The 20828-nt window shown below is 70.7% G+C and carries 22 protein-coding genes; 16 read left to right on the top strand and 6 right to left on the bottom strand.

Annotation, left to right across the window (positions count from 1 at the left end):
• The first annotated feature begins 85 nt into the window (after positions 1-85).
• Together Pme01_RS20525 and Pme01_RS20520 are read left to right on the top strand one after the other, a co-directional pair.
• The gene (locus tag Pme01_RS20525) at positions 86-2008 is read left to right on the top strand and encodes a PAS domain S-box protein (protein ID WP_275408546.1); all 1923 of its coding nucleotides are present in this window, start codon (positions 86-88) and stop codon (positions 2006-2008) included.
• Positions 2009-2167: 159 nt separating this feature from the next.
• Entirely contained in the window at positions 2168-3010 is an 843-nt protein-coding gene (locus Pme01_RS20520; RefSeq protein ID WP_168117040.1) for a peptidoglycan DD-metalloendopeptidase family protein, read from the top strand.
• Between the two features lie 34 nt (positions 3011-3044).
• Here the strand turns inward: Pme01_RS20520 and Pme01_RS20515 are convergent, their stop codons facing one another.
• Positions 3045-3677: a LysE family translocator gene (locus Pme01_RS20515; protein ID WP_168117041.1), complete on the bottom strand. Its 633-nt coding sequence runs from the start codon at positions 3675-3677 to the stop codon at positions 3045-3047.
• A 204-nt stretch (positions 3678-3881) separates the two neighbouring features.
• Here Pme01_RS20515 and Pme01_RS20510 point away from each other — a divergent pair, with 204 nt between their 5' ends.
• The 14 genes from Pme01_RS20510 to Pme01_RS20445 all read left to right on the top strand — a co-directional run bounded on the left by Pme01_RS20510 (position 3882) and on the right by Pme01_RS20445 (position 16919).
• A complete protein-coding gene (locus Pme01_RS20510; protein ID WP_168117042.1) occupies positions 3882-4520 on the top strand; it encodes a response regulator in 639 nt (212 codons plus the stop codon).
• Between the two features lie 15 nt (positions 4521-4535).
• Positions 4536-6206 carry a GspE/PulE family protein gene (locus Pme01_RS20505; RefSeq protein WP_168117043.1) on the top strand — a complete coding sequence of 557 codons (1671 nt, stop codon included), beginning with the start codon at positions 4536-4538 and terminating at the stop codon, positions 6204-6206.
• A 126-nt stretch (positions 6207-6332) separates the two neighbouring features.
• Entirely contained in the window at positions 6333-7454 is a 1122-nt protein-coding gene (locus Pme01_RS20500; protein WP_239088359.1) for a type IV pilus twitching motility protein PilT, read from the top strand.
• A gap of 5 nt (positions 7455-7459) precedes the next feature.
• Entirely contained in the window at positions 7460-8695 is a 1236-nt protein-coding gene (locus Pme01_RS20495; protein WP_168117044.1) for a type II secretion system F family protein, read from the top strand.
• Between the two features lie 98 nt (positions 8696-8793).
• Positions 8794-9264, top strand: coding sequence for a prepilin-type N-terminal cleavage/methylation domain-containing protein (locus Pme01_RS31675; RefSeq protein ID WP_168117045.1), 471 nt, complete (start codon positions 8794-8796; stop codon positions 9262-9264).
• A gap of 71 nt (positions 9265-9335) precedes the next feature.
• Positions 9336-10124, top strand: coding sequence for a prepilin peptidase (locus Pme01_RS20485; protein WP_168117046.1), 789 nt, complete (start codon positions 9336-9338; stop codon positions 10122-10124).
• A 20-nt stretch (positions 10125-10144) separates the two neighbouring features.
• A complete protein-coding gene (gene pilM, locus Pme01_RS20480; RefSeq protein WP_168117047.1) occupies positions 10145-11167 on the top strand; it encodes a type IV pilus assembly protein PilM in 1023 nt (340 codons plus the stop codon).
• Entirely contained in the window at positions 11167-11874 is a 708-nt protein-coding gene (locus Pme01_RS20475) for a PilN family protein (RefSeq protein ID WP_168117048.1), read from the top strand. Before pilM ends, Pme01_RS20475 begins: the two co-directional genes overlap by 1 nt.
• Positions 11874-12437 (top strand): type IV pilus inner membrane component PilO, encoded by a 564-nt coding sequence (locus Pme01_RS20470; protein WP_168117049.1) that lies wholly within the window; start codon positions 11874-11876, stop codon positions 12435-12437. Before Pme01_RS20475 ends, Pme01_RS20470 begins: the two co-directional genes overlap by 1 nt.
• A 2-nt stretch (positions 12438-12439) precedes the next feature.
• The gene (locus Pme01_RS20465) at positions 12440-13006 is read left to right on the top strand and encodes a type IV pilus modification PilV family protein (RefSeq protein WP_168117050.1); all 567 of its coding nucleotides are present in this window, start codon (positions 12440-12442) and stop codon (positions 13004-13006) included.
• On the top strand, positions 13003-13602 hold the full coding sequence (locus Pme01_RS20460; protein ID WP_168117051.1) for a prepilin-type N-terminal cleavage/methylation domain-containing protein: 600 nt from the start codon (positions 13003-13005) through the stop codon (positions 13600-13602). The genes Pme01_RS20465 and Pme01_RS20460 overlap by 4 nt, the downstream gene beginning before the upstream one ends.
• A gap of 1 nt (position 13603) precedes the next feature.
• Positions 13604-14623, top strand: a complete 1020-nt coding sequence (locus tag Pme01_RS20455; protein WP_168117052.1) for a ricin-type beta-trefoil lectin domain protein — start codon at positions 13604-13606, stop codon at positions 14621-14623.
• Positions 14624-14775: 152 nt separating this feature from the next.
• On the top strand, positions 14776-15729 hold the full coding sequence (locus tag Pme01_RS20450; RefSeq protein WP_168117053.1) for a hypothetical protein: 954 nt from the start codon (positions 14776-14778) through the stop codon (positions 15727-15729).
• Positions 15726-16919 (top strand): alpha/beta hydrolase, encoded by a 1194-nt coding sequence (locus tag Pme01_RS20445; RefSeq protein WP_168117054.1) that lies wholly within the window; start codon positions 15726-15728, stop codon positions 16917-16919. The genes Pme01_RS20450 and Pme01_RS20445 overlap by 4 nt, the downstream gene beginning before the upstream one ends.
• Here Pme01_RS20445 and csrA read toward each other — a convergent pair.
• Genes csrA through flgN form a run of 5 tightly spaced genes read right to left on the bottom strand, consistent with a single transcriptional unit; the run spans position 16873 to position 20436 of the window.
• Positions 16873-17136: a carbon storage regulator CsrA gene (gene csrA / locus Pme01_RS20440; protein ID WP_168117055.1), complete on the bottom strand. Its 264-nt coding sequence runs from the start codon at positions 17134-17136 to the stop codon at positions 16873-16875. The two genes, Pme01_RS20445 and csrA, sit on opposite strands and share 47 nt — an antisense overlap.
• A gap of 51 nt (positions 17137-17187) precedes the next feature.
• On the bottom strand, positions 17188-17616 hold the full coding sequence (gene fliW / locus Pme01_RS20435) for a flagellar assembly protein FliW (protein WP_168117056.1): 429 nt from the start codon (positions 17614-17616) through the stop codon (positions 17188-17190).
• Between the two features lie 18 nt (positions 17617-17634).
• A complete protein-coding gene (gene flgL, locus Pme01_RS20430) occupies positions 17635-18525 on the bottom strand; it encodes a flagellar hook-associated protein FlgL (protein WP_168117057.1) in 891 nt (296 codons plus the stop codon).
• A gap of 9 nt (positions 18526-18534) precedes the next feature.
• A complete protein-coding gene (gene flgK, locus Pme01_RS20425) occupies positions 18535-19953 on the bottom strand; it encodes a flagellar hook-associated protein FlgK (protein WP_168117058.1) in 1419 nt (472 codons plus the stop codon).
• Entirely contained in the window at positions 19954-20436 is a 483-nt protein-coding gene (flgN, locus tag Pme01_RS20420; protein ID WP_168117059.1) for a flagellar export chaperone FlgN, read from the bottom strand.
• Positions 20437-20828 lie beyond the last annotated feature (392 nt).

The following is a 20828-nucleotide window of genomic DNA, read 5'->3' as shown; positions in this document are numbered from 1 at the left end:
TAAAGTTTGACTTTAGTACTAGATGTCATGATTTTGTCGGAGGCTGAGCTTGGTTGCGCGCGCGTCGGGGGAAGGCGACTCCCCCGTGACGAACGCGGCCACGGCACGGCCAGCTCCAGACACCGCGCAACCGCCCGCCGGAGATACCGCCCGGCGGCCTCGGACCGCCTGCGTCGTCATGGACATCGACGGCGTCGTCGTCGACTTCAACGACGCGGCGCGACAACTCCTCGGGCATCACCCCGAAGAGGTACTGGGCCGGCCGATGAGCGAGGTCCTCATCCCGGCCCGGCTGCGCGCCGCGCACGAGGCCGGCCTGCGTCGCTACCGGGAGACCGGCCAGGCTCCGTTGCTGGCCAACCGGTTCGAGGTTCCCGCGCGGTGCCATGACGGTACCGAGATCCCGGTCGAACTGTTCATCAACCGGACCGTGCACGAGGGACGCCCCGCCTTCGCCGGGCGCCTCCGGCCACTGCGCCGGCCCGCGTCCGTACCGGCGGAGCTGCACCTGCGCGCGGACTTCTACCGCGCGCTCGTCGAGCAGTCCCCGATCATCGTCGCCGTGCTCGACGACGACGGGGTACCGACCTGGCACTCCTCGGACGCCGGCGGCGTGTTCTCCGGCGACGGCCGGACCCTGTCCGACCAGCTCGTCGACATCGTCCACCCGGCCGACCTCCAGAAGGCCCGGGCGGCGTTGGGGCGCGCGGTCCACGAGGGCCTGGACGACGCGGTCGAGCTGCGGGTCAACGCCGACGGCTCCTGGCGGGCCGTCTCCCTGCTGGCCCGTAACCTGCTGGCACACCCCGCCGTGCACGGGACCGCGCTGTACGTCACCGACATCACCCGCGCCCGGGCCGCGGAGCGGCAGGCGCAGGTCGAGGCCGCCCGGCTGATGACGCTCATCGAGTCGCTCAACGTCGCGATCCTGCTCCAGGACGAGCAGAGGCGTGTCGTGCTCGCCAACGCCGCCTTCGTCGAGATGTTCTCGCTCGGTGTCACCCCCGAGCGGCTACGCGGCACCGGCGGCGGGGCCAGCAGTTCGCCGCTGGCCGCCCTGTACGCCGACGCCGAGGACGTGGAGCGGCGTACCGAGGCCGCGATCCGCCGCGGGCGGGCGCTGCGCGGTGAGGAGATCCCGCTGATCGACGGGCGGGTCCTCGAGCGCGACTACGTACCGATCATGTTGGACGGCTCGACGCTCGGGTTCCTGTGGGTCTTCCGGGACATCACCGCTCAGGCCGAGATACGCCGCGGACTGGAGGAGCGGGCCAGGATCCTGTCCGACCTGGCGACGCTGAAGACCGAGTTCGTCGGGGTCGTCTCGCACGAGCTGCGTACGCCGCTGACCTCGATCAACACGTTCGCCACCCTCCTGGAGGAGGACGCGGAGACGCTGTCGGCCGACGAGCGGACGGCCGCCATGACGGCGATCCGGCGCAACACCGATCGGATGCTCGGCCTCGTCGCCGACCTCATCCTGCTGGCCAAGCTGGAGTCCGGGGAGCTGGTCCTCGAGGAGTCCACGGTGGGGGTACCCGCCCTCGTCCGCGCCGCCGCCGGGGCCAGCGAGAGCCGGCACGTGGACCTGCGGCTCGACCTGCACGACGGGCCCGAGCTGACCGGCGACGGTGGGCTGCTGGCCCAGCTCCTGGACACGGCGATCGGGGTCCTGGTCGTCGGCAGCTCACCCGGCGCCGAGGTCGTCGTCTCCGCCGGGCCGGTCGTCCATGCCGAGACGACCGGCTGCGTCGAGCCTGCCGGCTCCGCTGAGCCGAAGGCCGACGGGTGGCGGGTGACCGTGAGGACGTCGGCCGCCGACACCGCCACCGCCGAGCGGCTGCTCTCCACCCGACTGCCGCACCCGGACGCCGTCAACGAACGCCGCACCGGCGCGCTGGCCGTGATGCTCGCCCGGGCGATCGCCAGCCGGCACGGTGGCGGCCTGGCGATCGCGGTACGGGAACCCGGCGTGGAGCTGACGGTCGATCTGCCGATCCGACCGTAACCGCGCACCACATCCCGGGGCCCCTGTCCCCCGACGCGCCGACAGGGATTACACCGCAACCTCCCCGCATCCCCGCGGCACCCGGCTGGCCTCCGTCGCCGCCGAGCCTCGAAAGGACGCGTGGTCAACCGACCGCGCGCCGTTCTCGGGGAGGAAGTCATGGCTCGACCACTCACACGGGTCCTGTGCGCGGTGGTCATCGCCGCGGGCGCCGCGGCAGCGGCGGCGGTCGGCGGCAACGCCACCGCAGCGGCCGCCACCACGACCATCGGTACGGTCTTCAGCGGCGGTGTTCCGCTGAACGTCCGCGTCGCCCCGAGCACGTCGGCGCGCGTGGCCACCCAACTGCGTACCGGAAACAGGGTCATCCTCACCTGCCAGACCACCGGCCCGTGGATCAACGGTGACGTCCGCTCGACGAACGTGTGGGACCGTACCGGCAACGGCAACTACGTCTCCAACGCGTACATCCGGCGGCCCTGGCTCCCTTCCTGTCCTGCCGCGACGGTCCCGCAGCCCAACCCGAGCAACAGCGGTTGGGTGATCCCGGTGCCCGGCAGTCCCGTCCAGCTGTTCCGTCCGGTGTCCAATCCCACCCACGACGGCGTGGACATCATGCAGCCCCGCAACACCCCGATCGTCGCGGCGAGCGCGGGCCGGGTCGTCACGGTGGAGTGCAACACGTCGGGGTCGACCTGTGACGTCGACGGCAGCCCGAGCGTGCGCGGTTGCGGCTGGTACATGGAGATCCAGCACGCGAACCAGGTGATCACCCGGTACTGCCACCTGGTCCGCAAGCCGCTCGTCAGCGAGGGCCAGCAGGTCGCGATGGGACAGACCATCGGGTACGTGGGTACGTCCGGTAACTCGAGCGGTCCCCACCTGCACTTCGAGGTGCATGTCGGCCCCGGCTACGCCACCCGCGCCAACGCCGTCGACCCCGTCGGATTCATGCAGAAGGCGGGTGCGCCGCTGGGCGTCCTGGCCGCCACGCGCCGCTAGGGATCCCGCTCGTCAAGCTCGGCGGAGCGGCACCTCAGCGCTCGGCGGCGAGCCGCACTCCGAGCCCGATGAAGATGCCGCCGGTCGCGACGTCGACCCGACGACGTACGGCCCGGCGGCGGCGCAGCCATCCGCCGATCCGTCCCGCGAGCACGCCGACCGTACCGTCGACGAGGAACTCCAAAGCGATCATGATGGTGCCGAGGATCGCGAACTGTACCCAGACCCGGCCCAGCTGCGGGTTGATGAACTGGGGCAGGAAGGCGATCGTGAAGGTGACCATCTTCGGGTTCAGCAGGTTGGTCAGCAATCCGTTGAGGTACGCCCGGCGGCAGGAAACCCCACCGCCTGCCGCCGGCACCTCGTCCGGATCGGCCTTGCGGTGACGGATCATCTGGACGCCCAGGTAGATCAGGTAGGCGGCGCCGACGACCCGTACCACCGTGAAGGCGATCGGCACCGCCGCGAAGAGGGCGACCAGTCCCGCCGCCGCCACGGCGATGTGGACCGCCTCGCTCGTCGCCACCCCGGCCGTGGCGAGCAGACCCGCGCGCGGACCGCCCCGCATCCCGCACCCCAGGACGAACAGCATGTCCGGCCCGGGAGTGACCATGGCGATGATCGTGGTGACGGTGAAGACCGCGAGCAGATGGTGGTCGATCGGCATCAGGTGAGGGTGCCACAGGTCACCGGGCCCGGCGGGCCGCGTCCCGTTCGCTGTCCGGGGCCGGCCGCGCCCACCGGTTCATCCCGCCCGGAATGTCCGCTACCGGATCGCACCCTTTCGGCTCCGGTCCCCACCGGACTGCACTGCCAACCTGGCTGAGCCCTCGTGTATCGCGGGCACGAGAGGACCCGTCATGGAGGACCGATGAGCAGCATCAGGCTGGTAGCCGTCGACGAACACGTGCTGTTACGCCTTGGCCTCGCCAGCGTCCTGGCCGGCTCGTCGGACATCGCGCTGGTAGGCGAGGCGGCGAGCGCCGCCGAGGCCGAGCGCGTGGTCGAGGAGACCAATCCGCACGTCGTCACGCTCGAACTCGTCCTGCCCGGCGGCGACGGCATCACGACCGCCAGCAAGCTCCGGGCGAAACGCCCGGACCTGGGCATCGTGCTGCTCACCGCGTCCAACGACGACGCGCTGCTGTACCGCGCGCTGGACGCCGGCCTGTCGGCGTACGTGACGAAGTCGTCGCCGGTGTCGGCGGTGCTGACCGCGCTCCGGCACGCCGCGGCGGCCCCCACCTCGTTCACCGCGCCCGGGCTGCAGACCGCGCTCACCCGGCGGCAGGCGCAGAGCAGCCTGCTCAGCCCGCGCGAGCGCCAGGTGCTCCTGCTCATGCGCGACGGCACCAGCCTGCCCGCGATCGCCCTCCAGTTGCAGGTCTCCGAGGCGACGGTCAAGACGTACGTGTCGCGGCTGTACAGCAAGCTGCGCGTCAACAACCGGGCCCAGGCGCTGATGGTCGCGGTCAACCAGGGCCTGCTGCCGACGTCCGACGCGGCGTAGGCGCGCACCGGTCCCATGTACCAGACGTTCCGTCCCCTCCTCGACGCCCTGGCCCGCCGGGGCGCCGATCCGCGCGCGCTCGAGCGGGCGGCCGAGGAGGCGACCCGTACCGGGCGGTCCATCCGCGCCGTTCTCATCAACGACCACATCGTCACCGAGACGCAGCTCACCGAGGCGTCCGCGGACGCGGACGGGATCAAGTTCGTCGACCTGGTCGGTTACCCGATCGAGTCGGCCGCGATGGCGAAGATCCCGCTGGCGCTCGTCCTGCGGCACCGGGTCCTCGGTCTGTCCATGAACGACCACGAGATCGTCGTGGGCATCACCGACCCCGGCGACGTCGTGGCCCTCGACGACGTGCGCGCGGCGACCGGGCTGACGGTACGGCCGGTCGTGGTGGCCCGTACCGAGCTGCGCAAAATCATCGACCGGCTGCGCCGCGAGGAGAACGACCTCGCCGACATCGCCGACAGCCTGCGCACCGAGCAGGCGCCGGCCGCGGCCGCGCTGACCTCGGCCAACGACGACGCGCCGATCGTGCGGTACGTGAACTCGATGATCGAGCAGGCGATCGTCAGCCGCGCGTCCGACCTGCACCTCGAACCGACCGAGCACGACATGCGGGTGCGCTGCCGCATCGACGGCGTCCTGCACGAGGTGGACACCGTGCCCAGGCACGTACAGTCGGCGCTGGTCTCCCGGATCAAGATCATGTCGAACATCGACATCACCGAGCGCCGGGTACCGCAGAACGGCCGGATGACGGTCGAGGTCAACCACCGCTCGGTCGACCTGCGTACCGCGACGCTGCCGACGGTATGGGGCGAGAAGGTCGTCCTGCGGGTCCTGGACACCAGCGGGATCAACCTCGCGCTGGACTCCCTGGGATTCACGGACGCCAACCACCAGCGGTACGCGGCGTCGTTCACCAAGCCGCACGGCATGCTCCTGGTCACCGGGCCGACCGGCTCCGGCAAGTCCACCACGCTCTACGCGACCCTGGCGGAGATCAGCAAGCCGACGGTCAACATCATCACCGTCGAGGACCCGGTCGAGTACCGGCTGGCCGGCGTGAACCAGGTGCAGGTCGACCACAAGGCCGGCCTGACGTTCGCCGCGGTGCTCCCGGCGATCCTGCGCTCCGACCCGGACGTGGTACTGATCGGCGAGATCCGCGACCGCGTCACCGCCCAGTTGGCCGTCGAGGCGGCGCTCACCGGTCACCTCGTCCTCTCCACGCTGCACACCAACGACGCGCCCAGCGCGGTGACCCGACTGGTCGAGATGGGCATCGAACCGTTCCTGGTCGGCTCGTCCATCGACTGCGTCCTGGCGCAGCGGCTCGCGCGACGGCTGTGCGACTGGTGCAAGCGGGAGTACTCCCCCACCGAAGCGGAACTCGCGGCCGCGCGATGGCCCGTCGACCTGCTGCCGGCGCCGGCCGCGCTCTGGAAGCCCGCCGGGTGCCGCTCGTGTGCGGGTACGGGTTACCGGGGGCGGATCGCGCTGCACGAGGTCATGGCCATGACCGAGGAGATCGAGGAGCTGACCATCCGGCGCGCGTCAGCGCACGACCTCCAGCGGGTGGCGATGGCCCAGGGCATGCGCGAGCTGCGGGTGGACGGCCTGGCCAAGGCGGCCGACGGTCAGACCTCCCTGGCGGAGGTCCTGCGCGTCGCGGTCTGAGCGCCCTGCCGCCCGTCGAGCTGCATTTCGTGCAGTTTCCCGCGAACCCTTCCTAAACCAGAGCCACACCCTGCCGAACTCTTGACAGACCTGTAGCGGACACCCGAACGGCGAAGGAGGCTCTCGGTGGAGACAGCGCAGTCGCCCGACCATACGGCCCCGCCGGTCGACCTTGCCCGGGCCCGGGACTCGCTGGACGCCATGCTCGTGGCCCTGGTCCAGGCGCAAGGCTCCGACCTGCACCTGACCGTGGGCGCGCCGCCGACGATCCGGCTCAACGGCCGCCTGTACGCCCTACCGGGCTACGACCGAATGAGCCCGGTCGACACCTGGGCGCTGGCCCGGGCCGCCGTGGGCGACGAGCACTGGCGCCAGTTCGAGCGCGACCACGAGCTGGACGTGGCGTACAGCATCGAACGGGTGTCGCGGTTCCGCGCGAACCTGTACCTCCAGCGCGGCTCGCACGGCGCGGTCTTCCGCGCCATCCCGCACGAGATCAAGGCCCTCGACGAGCTGGGCGTACCGGAGTCGGTGGCCAGGTTCGCCGGCCTGCCGCGCGGCCTGGTACTGGTGACCGGCCCCACCGGCTCGGGCAAGACCACCACCCTGGCGTCCCTGCTCGACCTGGCCAACCGCAGCCGGTCGGCGCACATCGTCACCATCGAGGACCCGATCGAGTTCCTGCACTCGCACCGCGGCTGCATCGTCAACCAGCGCGAGGTCGGGGCGGACACGATGACGTTCGGGGCGGCGCTCAAGCACGCGCTCCGTCAGGACCCGGACATCATCCTGGTCGGCGAGCTGCGCGACCTGGAGACGACCGCCACCGCGATCGCGGCGGCCGAGACCGGCCACCTCGTACTCGCGACCATGCACACGCAGAGCGCGGCGCAGACGATCGACCGGATCATCGACATCTTCCCGCCGCACCAGCAGCCGCAGATCCGATCGCAGCTGTCCACGGCGTTGCAGGGCGTGGTGACGCAGGCGCTCTGCCCGCGGGCCGACGGCATGGGCCGGGCGATCGTCACCGAGATCATGTTCGTCACCCCGGCGATCCGCAGTCTCATCCGCGAGGGCAAGACCCACCAGATCCCGTCGTTCATGCAGTCGGGCGCCAACGAGGGGATGCTCTCGTTCGACCAGCACCTGGCCGAGCGGGTCCGCCAGCAGATCGTCTCGTACGAGCACGCGCTCGAACTGTGCCACTCGGTGGACGAGTTCAAGCGCCTCGCCAGGCGGATGTGATCGCGATGCCGAGCACCCAGACCTTCGACTACGAGAGCGTCGACCTCACCGGGAAGCGCAGCAGGGGCAAGGTGGAGGCCGCCAGCGAGGCGGCCGCCGTCCAGCTCCTGCGCCAGCAGGGCCTGGTACCGGTGTCGGTCTCGTCGGCGGGATCGCTGCTGCACCGGGAGCTGTCGATCCCCGGCCTGAGCGGCCGTACCACGCTCAAGGACCTCGCCGTCTTCGCCCGCCAGTTCGCCACCATGACGGCGTCCGGGATGTCGCTGCTGCGCGCGCTCGCGGTCCTGGAGGACCAGGCGGCGAAGGCGTCGCTGAAGAAGGCGGTCGGCGAGGTCCGCGCGGACATCGAGAGCGGCGTCTCGCTGTCCGCGGCCATGGCCCGCCACGACACCGTCTTCCCCACGCTGATGGTGGCGATGATCCGCGCCGGCGAGACCGGCGGCTTCCTCGACAGCGCCCTCGAGCGCCTCGCCGTCACGTTCGAGAAGGACGCCACGCTCCGCGGCAAGATCAAGAGCGCGCTCACGTACCCGGTGATCGTCCTCGCGTTCACCGCGCTGATGATCACCGGTGTCCTGGTCTTCATCGTCCCGATCTTCGAGGGGATGTTCAGCAAGCTGGGAGGCGAACTTCCCCTCCCGACCCGCATCCTGGTCACCGCCAGCCACAGCCTCGTCTGGTCCGGGCCGCTCCTGCTGGCCGTCGCCGTGGTCGGCGTCGTCGCGCTGCGGCGGGCGCTGCGGACCCGCCCCACGGTGCGGCTGGCCTTCGACCGGCTGAAGCTGCGGATGCCGGTGTTCGGCCCGCTCTTCACCAAGATCGCGGTCAGCCGGTTCGCCCGCAACCTCGGCACGCTGCTCGGCGTCGGGGTACCGATGATGCAGGCCCTCGACGTCGTCGGCGCGACGACCGGCAACGCCGTCATCACCGCGGCCATGGCCGACCTGCAGTCCTCGGTACGCGACGGCCAGCCGATGTCCGCGTCGCTGGGCCGGCACCCCGTCTTCCCGCGGATGGTCACCCAGATGATCGAGGTCGGCGAGGAGAGCGGCCAGCTCAGCCAGATGCTCGACAAGGTCGCCGACTTCTACGACCGCGAGGTCGACAGCGCCGCCGAGTCCCTGACCGCGTCCATCGAACCGATCATGGTCGTCGTCATGGGGACCGTCGTCGGCTCGATGGTCGTCTGCCTGTACCTGCCGATGTTCACGATCTACCAGAACATCCAGGGGGCGCAGTGAAAGCGCCGTCCACAGTGACCGGTGCGTCCACCGGGTCACGCGTCGGGCCGCCGGCCCGGCTCCCGTTCCATCCCTTTCGGAGTCATAGGAGGCTCACCATGCAGGAAACGCTCCGCCGGATGCGGGAGAAGCGTGCGACCGACGACCGCGGCTTCACCCTCATCGAACTGCTCGTGGTCGTCGTCATCATCGGCGTGCTGGTCGCCATCGCGATCCCGCTGTACCTGAACTACACCAAGGGCGCGGCGAACAAGACCGCCCAGTCCGACGTGCGCGGCGCCGTCTCGGCCATCGAGCAGTACTACACCGAGAACGGCAACAAGTACCCGGTCGACAGCGCCGTGACCGGTGGGACCAACGACGCACCCCTCAGCCTCGGCACCACCGACCAGAAGGCGCCCGTGTCCTCGGGCAACACGCTCAAGTACAAGAACAACGGCTCCAGCTACGTCCTCTGCGGTACCTCGAGCGGCGGCAAGGTCTACATCTACAACAGCCTTCAGGGTGGCTCCGTGAAGGAGTTCGCCGGCGACATCACCGCCTGCCTGGCAAGCGGCAGCGGTAGCTGATCGAGTCGGTGTGGCGGCGCGTCACGGGGCGTGCCGCCACACCGTCCACTCCGGACCTGAAGGAGAAGCCCATGACGACAGCCCTGCTCGCGATCGCGGGCGTGCTGGGCCTCGCCGTGGGCTCTTTCCTCAACGTGGTGATCCACCGGGTGCCGCGGGCCGAGTCGCTGCTGCGGCCCGGCTCGCACTGCCCGCACTGCCAGACAGCCATCAGAGCCCGGCACAACGTACCGGTCCTGAGCTGGCTGGCCCTGCGCGGCCGGTGCGCCGCCTGCCGGCAGCGCATCGCCGCCCGGTACCCGCTGGTCGAGCTCTGCACCGCGGCGCTGTTCGTCGCGGTGACCGCGCGGTTCGGGCCGAGCCTGGTCCTGCCCGCGTACCTGTACCTGGCGGCGGTCGCGGTCGCCCTGGCGATGATCGACCTCGACGTGCGGCGCCTGCCGGACGCGATCGTGCTGCCGTCGTACCTCGTCGGCGCGCTGCTGCTGGTACCCACGGTGGTGGCGAACCAGGACTGGTCCGCGGCCGTCCGTGGCCTGATCGGCATGGCCGCCCTGTGGGCGTTCTACTTCGCGATCGCGTTCCTGTACCCGGGCGGGATGGGCTTCGGTGACGTGAAGCTGGCCGGCCTGCTCGGCCTCTACCTCGGCTGGCTCGGCTGGAGCTCGGTACTGGTCGGCGCGTTCGCCGGCTTCCTGCTCGGCGGACTGGCCGGCGCGGCGCTCCTGGTCACCCGCCGGGCGGGCGCCAAGACCGCCATGCCGTTCGGCCCGGCCATGCTCGCCGGCGCCCTGCTCGCCGTCTTCGCCGCCGGTCCCGTCGGGCACTGGTACGGCTCCCTGCTCGTCCCGACCGTCTGACACCCAACCAAGGAGCATCCATGGCCGCCACAGCCCCGATAGGACTCGACATCGGATCGATGTCGATCCGTGCCGTCGAGACCGGTCGCGGCAAGGACGGTCCGGTCGTCACGAAGTTCGGCCAGACCCCGCTGCCGCAGGGCGCGGTGCGGGGCGGCATCGTGCAGGACGACAAGGCCGTCACGCTCGCGCTCAAGCAACTGTGGTCCAGCACCAAGTTCCGCAGCCGCAAGGTCGTCCTCGGCGTGACCAACCCTCAGGTCGTGGTCCGCGAACTGTCGGTGGCGAACCTGCCCGAACGGGAACTGCGCGCCTCGCTGCCGTTCCAGGTCCGCGACTCGCTGCCGCTGCCGGTTGAGCGCTCGCTGCTCGACTTCCACCCACTGGAGGAGCCGGGCCGCAGCGAGACCGTGCGTGGACTGCTGATAGCCGCACCCAAGGACGCCGTGGTGACGGTGGTGTCCGCGATCGAGCGGGCCGGCCTGCACGTCGTCTCGGTGGACCTCGCCTCGTTCGCGCTGCTGCGGGCGGTGTCGCGGACCGACGGCCAGGTCGAGGCGATCGTCGACATCGGCGCCCAGGCGACCAGCGTGGTGATCCACGCCGACGGCGAGCCGCTGATCGTCCGTACGATCCCCCGCGGCGGCGCCGAGATCACCGAGCACGTCGCCGGACGGCTCGGGGTGGCCGTACCCGAAGCGGAGTCGATCAAGTGCCACGTCGGCCTGCGCAGTGACGTCGACCCCGGTACGGCGGAGGTCATCCGGGAAGCCGTCTGGCCGATCGTCAACGAGATCCGCAGCTCGTTCGCGTACCTGAGCACCGGCGACCGGCAAGCGCGGGTCACCCGGCTGGCCCTGTCCGGCGGTGGCTGCCTGCTGCCCGGGCTGTCCGAGACCCTCGCCACCCAACTCGGCGTCGACGTCGTACCCGCGGACCCGACGATCCGGCTCGGCGGCTGGCGCCGGTCCCGCAAGGACGCCGTCGAACCGTCCCGTTCCTCGGCCGCCGTCTCGATCGGCCTCGCGTTGGGAGCAGCCTGATGGCCACGACCGTGCTGCCCCCCGAGCCACCGGCGGCCGGCGAACGCGCGCCCCGGATGCTGACCATCGCGGCCGACCTGCTGCCGCCGGAGATCGTCGAGGCCCGCCGCGGCCGGGTGGTCCGGCGGATCGTGATCTCCGCCGTCGCCCTGTTCACCGTCCTGTTGGGAGGGTGGTTCGGGGTGGCGACCTACCAGACCTCGCTGGCCCGCGGCGAGCTGGGCGGCGCCCAGGGCGACGTCGACCGGCTGACCCGCCAGCAGCGGCCCTTCGGCGAGCTGATCAAAGCGCAGAACGAGTCGAAGGCGATCGGCGGTCAGCTCTCCGCCCTGCTCGCCAACGACCTCCAATGGGCGCAACTGCTGTCGTCCCTGCGCGGCGCGGCTCCGGCCGGGGTACAGGTCACGTCGGTGATCGGCGGTCTGACCACGACCTCCGGGTCGTCGGCCGGCACGCCCCGGCTGCCCGACACGTCGGGCCAGAAGCTGATCGGCAGCCTGACCCTCAACGGCTCCGCCCCGGGCAAGCCGGCGGTGGCCGGGTACGTCGACGCCCTGGCGAAGGTCCATGGTCTGGGCAACCCGATGCTGGAGACGGTGACCGAGAACGGTAAAGGGGTCACCTTCACGCTGCGGGTGGACATCACCGCCGCCGCCCTCGGTGGCCGCTACACCACCCCCTCCCCCAGCGCGTCGAAGGGGCGATGATGCGAACCCGATCCGTCAACCGGCTGTGGGCGCTCGGCGGCGTGCTGTGCGCCGTCGCACTGCTCGCCATGGGCTGGTTCTTCCTCATCAGCCCGCAGTACGCCCGCACGGCCGGCCTCCAGGACGAGACCGCGACCGCCCAGACCCGCGCGGCCGTCCTGCAGCGGCGGCTGAGCGAACTGCGCAAGCAGAACGATGACCTGCCGCAGTACCGGGCGCGGTTGGAGACCGACCGCGCGGCGCTGCCCACCGAGTCGGACCTGCCGGACTTCCTGCGCGGGGTGCAGAGCGCCGGCGACGGCACGGGCGTGTCCGTGAAGCTGCTCTCGGTCGGCGCCGCCACGCAGCTCACCGCCGCCAACACGAAGGTGTACTCGCTGCCGGTCACGCTCACGGTGACGGGCGCCGTCGCGAACGTGGAGCGGTTCCTGACCCAGCTCCAGCAGGAGCAGCGCCGGGCGGTCCTGATCGGCAACGCGAACCTGGCGGCCAAGGACCAGGGCGGCGCGGTCGAGCTCGGGCTCAGCCTGCAGATCTTCGTCGCCCCGCCGGCGGGAGGCTGATCGTGACGCGCCGTCCCCTCAGGGAGGAGGGCTTCACCCTGATCGAGGTGATGGTGTCGGTCGCGGTACTCAGCGTCGTGATGACGGCGCTGACCGCGTTCTTCATCAGGACCACCGCGGTCACCAACCAACAGCGCGCGATGCAGGTCGCGGTCCAGCTCGCCGCCGACGGCAGCGAGCGGGTACGCGCCATCAAGGGCAACGAACTGGGGAACGGTCGCGGCCAGTGCACCGCCACCACGTGCAGCAATCCGAACGCCGGACTCACCCTGCCCCTCAATCGGAGGTGGGACGCCCCGACGAACACCAAGCCGCGCCTGTTGCCGCTCTCGGACTCGCCGCAGGTCAACGGCGTCACGTACCAGCGGTACTGGTACCTGATGAAATGCTGGCAGGCCGCGAACAACGGCACCTGCGGCAACAACTCGACCGACGAGGTCGAGTTCTTCCGCGCCATCATCGCCGTGACGTGGGCTGACAGCCACTGCAAGGGCCGCGAGTGCTCGTACACCACGGCGACGCTGGTCAGCACCGCGGCCGGGGAGCCTCTCTACCCGGGGACGCCGTGACCGGCCGGCGCGGTCGTGGGACCGCCGGATATCGCGGGACGGACGACAGCGGCATCACGCTGATCGAGGTCGTCGTCTCGATGTCGATCATGTCGTTTCTGATGGCCATCTTCACCGTCGGTATCGTGCAGCTGTACCGCTCGGCCAACCACACCGAGTCGCTGTCCACGGCCGCGTCCCAGCTCAACACCGTCTTCATCCGGCTGGACGACGAGATCCGGTACGCGACCGCCATCAGCAGGCCGGGGTCGACCGGCGCCGGTTACTACGTCGAGTACCTGACCACGAGTCCGGGCAGCCGGACCTGTACCCAGTTGCGCCTGAACACGGCGGCGCAGCAGCTCCAGATGCGTACCTGGCCGCAGGAGTCGCCGGCCCAGGCGACCACGTGGCGCCCGATCGCGTCGGGGGTGGGCGCGGACGCCAACCAGCCGCCGTTCGCGTTGGATCCGATCTCCGGCTCCCCGTACGACCGCCTGCGGCTACGCCTCGTGGCCAGCCAGGGGGGCAAGAAGACGGAGTCGGACATCACGTTCACCGCGGTGAACACCGTGACCCCGCATCCGGAGGACGTATGCGGCGAGGGGAGGCCGTGACATGAGGATCCGATTCCGGCGGGGCGATGACCGGGGCTCGCTCCCCATGGCCCTGCTGTTGACACTGGTCGGGGTGTCGCTGGCCGCTCTGCTGCTGCCGATGGTGGTCACCCAGGTCAACGCCACCCGGTTCGACACCCGGCGGGTCAACGCGCTCAACGCGGCCCACGCCGGCCTGCAGGCCGCGCTCGGGCAGATCCGCGACGTCCCCGAGCGTACCGAGTGCAAGCCCATCATCAACCTGCTCGGCCTCATCACGGTCGGCGGGTGCAGCCTCATCGGTGTCGGCCTGCTCGGCATCGGCATCGACCTCGTGGTCTTCAACAAGCCCAACGGGCTGCCCTGCTCCCCCGTCTCGGGCAGCGTGGGGCCCGGGAGCACGGCCACCTACAGCGCGACCATCCGCTACCTCCCCGACGATCCGCGGCGGCACGACGACGCCTGGATCCAGCAGAACGACTGGTGCAAGACCAGGGACAGCTCCGTCTCCGTCGCCTACGCGCTGGTCAAGTCGCAAGGGACCGACCAGGGCCGCAGCCGGACCCTGGAGGCCACGTACATGTTCGAGACGCCTCACCGGAACAGCGACTCCGGTGGCCTGATCGATGTCAGCGTCCTCAACAACGCCCAGTGCATGGCTGCCCCATCCAACGCCCCGGGGCCCGGTGCTCTGTTGCGAATGGCAAACTGCGCCGCGGGCAACGCCAGGCAGACGTTCTCGTACAACGAGGACCTCACCATCAGACTGGACGGCTCGCCCGGCATGTGCCTGACGGCCGGCCAGGCGGGAAGCAACGTCACCTTCCAACCGTGTACCTCGCCGCCGGGCCCCGGGCAGCAGTGGACGCTCAACGACAAGGGCGCCTTCGAGGGCGTCACAAATGGGCTGAGACCCACCGGGCTCTGCTTCGACCTGGCCGGCAGCCTCGTCGTCCTCAGCGTCGGTGCCTGTGGCGGCGTGTCCCTGGGCTGGCACGCACCGCCCGACGGCCGCCCCTTCCGGGACATCCGCGAGCGGTAGGGCCGAACGCCGAAAAGTTTTCCACGACCACGAAGAGAGCCGTTCGGCCAGGGAGGTCCGCCCCCAACGGGTGACCGACCGCACGAGGCTAGGCCGCCCCTCGGTCGTACCCTGGGCCTTCGGACCGTGCATCGGGAAGGGAAATCGCGGACGTGGCGCTCACCGGCTTGCCGCTGCTGGTCACCGGCGTCGTCCTGACGCTGCTCCTCGGCGTGGCGACCGGTCTGCTGTGGTGGCGGTTCGGGCGGCACCGGCTGGTCGTCCGGGCGGTCCTGCGCCCGCTCGCGCTGCTGCTCACCGAGGCCGTGGCCGTCACCACCGTCGCGATCGGCGCCAACCGGGCCCTCGAGATCTACCCCTCCTGGTCGGTACTCGTGGGCGGCGTCCGCACCGTCGAGAAGACCGCCACGGCGCCCAGCGCCGGGCTCGAGGAGTGGCTGCACGGCCAGGCCACCCAGGGCCACGACAACGGCCTGGCGTTCGCCTGGAAGCCGGCCCAGGCGCCCGACTGGCGGTTACCGACCCCGCCGGTCGTCGCTGTGCCGGCGGCGTACTTCCGCGACAGCGCGGCCCGGTTCCCGGTCATCGTGGTGGTCGCGCCGCGGCACGCCGGGCCACCGGCGGCGGGCTGGGACGACCACCGGGTACTGCAGACCGCCCGGTCCGGCGGGTCCGCCGTCGTGGTGTTCGTCCGGCTGGACGACCCGGCCGGCGCGCTGCCCGTACTCTCGACGTCCCTGCCCGAACAGCTCGACCGCGACCTGCGGGTCCAGCCCGGCAACTGGGCGGTGACCGGGGTGGGCCCGGCCCAGCCGCTCGCGCTGGATCTGCTGCGCGCGCCGAGGTACCAGACGGCCGCCCTGGTCAACGACGGTGACCGCGGACCGGCCGGTCCGCTCCTCGATCGCGTCCGGCACCTGCCGGTCGGCCTGAACGTGGTCGTCGTCGCGGCGGCACCGCCCGGGGCCGGGCTGGTCTCCACCGCCGCCCCTCACGCCACCACCCGGCTGACGGCCGCGCTGCGCTGGGTCGGCCAGCACACCCCGCCGCCGCTCGCGCCGCCCCTGGTCGATCCGACCGCACCGGTCCCCGGAGGTGCCCGATGAGCCCGACCAGCCTGTCCCTGCAGGTGACGACGGTCGTTCTCGCCGTCACCCTCGCCGTCGCGACCGGGTTGGGATGGGAGCGGGCGCGCGGCTGGTGGCGCTGGCCGACCCGGTTCCTCGCGCTGCTGTGCTGTGTGGTGACGGCGTTCTCCGTGGCGGGGGTGGCGGTCAACCGCAAGCTGCACATGTACACCGCATGGGGGCAGTTCGCCGGGGACAACCGCGCGCCTGCCGACCCCCAGCCGGTCTTCGAAACCGCGGGTGGCGGTTCGTCGGCCGGCCGGCTGGTGACGGTGACGATCACCGGCCGCCGCAGCGGCATCGAACTGCCCGCGTACGTGTACCTGCCACCCTCGTACGACTCGTCGACCGCGCGGCTGCCGGTACTCGAGGCGTTCGCCGGCTTCCCGGGTACCCCGCAGACCTGGTTCGACGTGGCCGATCCGCGCGAGGTCGTGGAGCGGGAGATCAAGGCCGGACGGATGCCGCCCACCGTCGTCGTCTTCCCGGTACAGCACGCCAGCCCCACCCGGGACAGCGAGTGCGTGGACGCGGCCGGCGGGGCGCAGTTCGCCACGTACCTGAGCCTGGACGTGCAGGACTACATCGGCGCGCATTTCCGGGTCCGTACCGACAGGGCCGGCTGGGGCCTGATCGGCTTCTCGACCGGCGGGTTCTGCGCGGCAAACCTGGCGCTGCGCCACCCCGACCGGTACGCGGCGGCGGTCAGCATGGCCGGCTACTTCACCGCCATCACCGACGGTACGACCGGGGACCTGTACCGGGGCGACAGCCGCCTGCGGGATGAGAACAGCCCGTTGTGGCGGATCGAGAACCTGCCGGTACCAGCGCTCGCGCTGTACCTCGCCTGCGCCCGCGACGACGTGAAGGGCTTCGCCCAACTCCAGGCGATGGCGGCGGCGGCGCGGTCACCGCTGAAGCTGACCACCGCGGTGGTACCCGACGGCGGCCACACGGGCGCGGCCTGGAAGGCGATGACGCCGGCGGCGCTCGACTGGTTGTCCGCGCAGTTGGGCGGCCCGGCCGTCGACGCGCCTGCGGACCACGGCCCGGCCGGCAATCCGGCTGCGGAGGGCAGGAGCGGGCTGGCACCGGCCACCGGCGTCCACCCGCCGCTCCCGCCTAGGAACCGTCGCCCGACGCCGGCGGCTTCTCACCGTCGGGTCTGAGCATCCGGCTGAGCGCCTCCACGGCGACGTCGCTGGGCGACGCCGCCTCCTGGTTCACCTTCTGCAGTTCCAGGTACACCTCTTCGCGGTGCACCTGGACGCTGCGCGGTGCCTTGATGCCGAGGCGTACGACGTCGCCCCGCACGTCGAGGACGGTGATGACGACGTCGTCGCCGATCATGACGCTCTCACCGGGACGGCGGGTCAGAACGAGCACACGCTCCTCCTTCAGATGACCGGTAGGCCCGGTGAGAGCACAATACCCGATTTATCCGATAAAGAGTGGCGCGCGCACGGGAAGTCCCGTACGGCCGAGGATCACCTGCACGGCGCGGAGGCTGCGCTGGTCGACCACGATCGGCGCCATCAGGTTGGCGCTGGCGTCACCGGGGCGGTCGCCGGCGTTGATCACCAGCAGGACCAGCAACTCCTCCGGGTCGGGCCAGCCGAGCTTCGCCAGCGACGCATCGTCGACGTCGACCGAGTAGTCCGGGAAGAACGGAGCCGGTGGCGCCACGAGAAACCGCAGCTCCGGGCGGTCCACCGACCTGAGCGAGTACAGCATCCCGGCGTCGTCCACCGCGACCAGGACGAAGCGGTGCTCGTCCGGGAAGCCGGGCAGCGGGGTGACGAACTCGAGAACGGGCGGTTCGGCGGCGTCGACGGGGGCGATGACGTCGAGTACTTGAGCGGTCATGAGTCTCCTCTGGTCGCGTTATCGCAGGAAGTCAACGAGGGACGGCTGGACGACCTTGGCGGCGGCACCGAGCGCGGCCTGGTAGGCGGCCTGTTGCAGGGCCATGTCGCTGATCGTCTTGGGCAGGTCGATGTCCTCGACGTCCGACAGCTGAGCCGTCAGGTCGTCGATCCGATTGTTTGCGGCCTGCTGCATCTGCGTCACCTGGTTGTATCGGGCCCCCACCGTGGACTGGGCCGTCTGCAGTGTCTGCATCGCCTTGTCGAGCCGGTCCAGGTCGGTGCTGAGTGCGCTGGGATTGGTGGTGAGGTGCGTGGAGATGTCCGAGAGCACCGCGAAGAGCTGGTTGGAGCCGGTACCGAAGAAGTCCGTCCCCGGCGTGCCCACCGAAACCTTGGCGTTGTCGCCGATGGTGCGCTGAACGACGCCGGTGTCACCGACGTAGGCGCCGGCCGAGTTGAACGCGGTGCCGCCGGCGGTGGTGCCGCCGAAGACCGGGCGGTCGAGGTACCGGGTGTTGGCGATCCCGATCGTCGAAGCGCGGAGCTGGTCGACCTCCGCGGCGAGCGCGGCGCGGGCGTCCGACGACCCGCCGACGCCGTTGGACATGCCGGTCAGCACCAGCTCGCGGGTGCGCTGGACCTGTGAGATGACGCTGCTCACCGAGGTGTCGATCGTGCCGAGCCAGCCCAGGGCGTCGTCGGCGTTACGCGAGTACTGCTTGGTGGTGGCGATCTCACCGCGGTACTGCAGCGCGGCGACGGTGCCGGTCGGCGAGTCCGACGGCTGCGAGAGCTGCTTACCGCTGGCGAGCTGCTGCTGGATGTCACCCAGTCGCTTCAGGTTGCCCTGCAGCCCGACGAGGATGTTGGTGGAGATGGAACGTTCGGTGACGCGGTACGCGGTCATGATCTACCTTCAGCCTCGGACCATGTTGATGAGTGAGTCGAACGTGGAGTCGAGCGTGCTGATCACCTTCGACGCGGCCTGGTAGGCCCGCTGGTACGCGATCAGGTTGGTCATCTCCTCGTCGAGGTTGACGCCGGCCTGCGCCTGCCGGGACGAGTCCACGTCCTTGGTGAGGGTGTCCTGCACGGCCGCCCGCCGGTCGGCCCGCTGGGCGGCGACGCCGAGGTTGGAAACCAGGTTGCGGAACGCCTTGTCCGGGCTGCCGACGGAGACGCCGATGCCCGCGATGAGGTCGGCGTTGGTGCCGTCCAGCGTTCCCCCGGTGGCGGTCGTCCCGGAGGCCGCGACCTTGTTCGGGTCGGTGATCAGGACGCTGATGTTCGAGGCGGTCACCGTGGCGCCGCTGGGCGCGCCGAAGAACGCGCCGCCGGCTGCGCCGCTTCGGTCGTATGCCTGGGCGGTGCCGGCGGGCGGCCCGACGTGCAGCGCGTTGACCGTGTCGGCGAGCGTCTTCGCCACGCCGTCGAGCCGGGCGGAGTAGTCGGGGATGATGCTGTTCAGCGCCTCCAGCGACGACGCGACCTGGCCGCTCGGCACGATCACCTGCGCGTTGTTGTCGGTCCAGGTCAGCGTCACCGGAGCGCCCGCCACGTCCTCGAGACGGCGCGCGCCGCCCACCGTCAGCTGGCGCGCCACGTCGCCGTTGACCAGACCGGACCCGCCGAGGGTAACGTCCAGCGAGCCGTTCTCGCGCAGCTGCGCGGTCGCACCGGTCAGCTCCGTCAGGTGCATGACCAGCCGGTCGCGCTGGTCGGCGAGCTCGTTGACCGGGAGGCCGGCCTGGGTACCCCGGACGACCGCCTGGTTGAGCTGAGCCACCTGCGCCGCGGTGCTGTTGATGTCCGTGGCGATCGCGTCCAGCTGCTCCCGGCTCGTCGTGAACAGCGAACCGAGCGCGTCGTGGGTCATGTGCAGGGTGTCGGCGACCGTCGCCGAGCGGGCGAGCACCTGGGCGCGCGTGGCCCCGTCACCCGGATGGTTGGCGAGGTCGTGCCAGGACGACCACATCTCGGACATCTGCGTCTGCAGGCCGGTCGTGCTCAGCGCACCGAACGCCTGCTGCACCTTGGTGTAGACGAGGTTCTGGTCTGCGAGGTAGCTGTTCTGCGCGTGCTCGATCCGCCCGCGCGTCTCCAGGAACGTGTCCTGTACCCGCGCCACGGCGGAGACGGTCACGCCGCCGCTCGTGCCGTCGGAGACCGAGTACATCGCGGGAACCGCTGAGCCGCCCACCGCCTGCATGTCGATGCGCTGCCGCGAGTACCCCTCGGTGTTCGCGTTCGCGATGTTCTGCCCGGTGACGTCCATCCCGCGCCGCTGGGCGTACAGCGAGCTGAGGGCGCCAGACAGGCCGGAAAAGGTACTCATCTACATTGCCTCATCTATCAGTCGGGCTCGTGGCGCGGCCCCGACGGTCTCGCCGCGGCGGCCATAGGTCTCGACCGAGCCGGCGACGGCCAGCATGGTCTCGCGGACGGCGCGCTGGCCGGTGGTCAGCAGGTCCCGATTGGCCTCGGCCAGTGCGCTGATCTCGGCGGTGAGCGCCAGGAAGGTCTTGCGGTGGTCCCGGAGCAGGTCCGACCACGGCGCCTCGACCAGGTCGGACAGCTGCGCGAGGCTCGGGTTGGGCCCGAGGCCCAGTTCGACGCCGATGGCCGCGACCTCGGCCGCGCGCAGGACCTCGGTGCTGCGGATCTGGTCGAGAACCATCTCGACCTCCCGGGTCGCATGCGCCAGCCAGCGAGTGCGGCCCGCGGCAAGCACCAGCTGCTCCTCTTCCAGCTTGAAGAGAAGCAGTTCGAGCATCTCGCGCTCCCGCCACAGGATGCTCGACAGGTCCGCCAGGCCCATCCTCGTCGCCCTTCCGCCGTCGGCCCGCTCCTCTCAGCGCGCCTGGTACCCGACACGTCGGCAGGTTGGCCGGGGGCCTGAGGACTTTCGTGGGATCGGGACGGCGTGGCGGCAACTTTCTCGCACCCGGCCCGCCACCGGTCGGCGACGAACCGCCCCGGCATCGGCTACGGCCGATCGGAACAGGTGGGATCGGCAGCTTCCCGCAGAGTTGAGGACAACCCGTCGTGGCGGTTCTCACGGCAACCACATCGCAACTCTTCGTGACCGGTTCATACACCCCAGGCAACCGACTGTTACTCCTGCCCGGCCGTACCGGCAGGTCGACCGGGGTGCAACCGGATCAACAGTCGCCACGAAGAGGTCACCGTGTCTGTCACCACCGCCAGCCA

The organism is Planosporangium mesophilum (assembly GCF_016863255.1).
GTDB classification, from domain to species: Bacteria; Actinomycetota; Actinomycetes; order Mycobacteriales; family Micromonosporaceae; genus Planosporangium; species Planosporangium mesophilum.
Note: the sequence above shows the minus strand (reverse complement) of the source record. Positions and strands in the feature narration are given on the sequence as shown.